This window comes from Pseudonocardia pini (assembly GCF_013870575.1).
GTDB lineage: Bacteria > Actinomycetota > Actinomycetes > Mycobacteriales > Pseudonocardiaceae > Pseudonocardia > Pseudonocardia pini.
Window position 1 is genome coordinate 1 of sequence record NZ_JACBXB010001168.1, and the last position, 1187, is coordinate 1187.

The 1187-nt window shown below is 74.1% G+C and carries 1 protein-coding gene; it reads right to left on the reverse strand.

Annotated features, from left to right (window positions below; genetic code table 11):
• Positions 1-199: 199 nt before the first annotated feature.
• Positions 200-1187, reverse strand: a 988-nt coding sequence (locus H5J29_RS33515; RefSeq protein WP_220188241.1) for a DNRLRE domain-containing protein, incomplete at its 5' end; no start/stop codon positions are given.

A 1187-nucleotide genomic window follows, 5' to 3' on the forward strand; every position in this document is an offset into this window, starting at 1 on the left:
CAGCGCGGCAAGATCGGCGGTTGGGTGCTGTCAGCGCTGTGTTCACGACGCTGACCGCACACAACTCGCGATCATGAGCTGGGGCGAGCTGTGATCGCACGTTTCGTGCTCTCAGCGCGGCAAGATCGGCGGTTGCGTGCACCCAGCGCTCCGATCACAACGCTGACCGCACACAACTCGCGATCATGAGCGACCCCCGTCAGGCCGTCACGGTGAGGTGCGGGACGGTCTCGGTCTCCGCGGAGGCGAACCGCTTCCAGGACAACGGGTCCGTCTCGTCCGCGGCCTTGAGTACGAGAGTCCCCGTCGTCGCACCGGCCGCGGTCCAGGCCCGCACCAGCTCGGTCACGTCCACGCTGGACCAGCCCGCCGCGCAGGCCGCCGCGTTGCCCCGGGTGTCCGTGCTCGTGGCCCACAGTCGCTCCGGCGCGGGCTGGTTCGACCAGCGGAGCTTCGGGCCCACCTCGGTGCCCGCGGGCAGCGACCACACCTCCCAGGCGGTCGGCCGACAGGACGACGACCAGGTCTGGTAGACGTCCAGGGTCGCCTTCGTGACCGTCGTCCCGGCCGCCTCCGCGAGGTCGAAGGTGAGGTAGCTGCGAGCGGCCTCGCGGCCGTCGTAGCTGCCCACGCGCAGGTCCGGGTCGCCGGAGGCGTCGGTGTTGCGCACGGTCGTCTGGGTGGTGGTGTCGAAGGGGACGACCCCGGTCGGCGGGGCCGCGGCCACGACCCGGTCCACGGCGGACTCGGCCTCCGTGGCAGGCGCAGCCTGCCCGGTCAGCCGCAGCGGCGGCGGGGGAGCGGTCGGGGTCCCGGCCTTGCGCACCGAGGCGACGAACCCGGCGCGGGTCGCCTGCACCTCGAGATCGTAGCCGGGGGCGGCCTGCGGGTAGACGGCCGTGGCGCCCTGCAGCCGCGGCGCGGGCAGCGGTGTCGGCCAGGCCAGGGCCTGCGACCCGCCCTGCGCGTACCGGACGGAGGGGCCGGTCGAGGTCAGCGTGAGGTCCTGGGGTGAGGCCACGGGCCGGACGACGCCGTCGGGGCCTGCCTGCAGGGTCAGGTCGACGTCCTGCCACTCGGCACCGCGCTGCACGCGGACCGGTCCGGAGTAGAGGGTCAGGGTCCGGGCGCCGTCCTGGCGCACCTCGGTATCGGCGGCGGGCGGAGGGCCTGGCTCCGCCGCGACG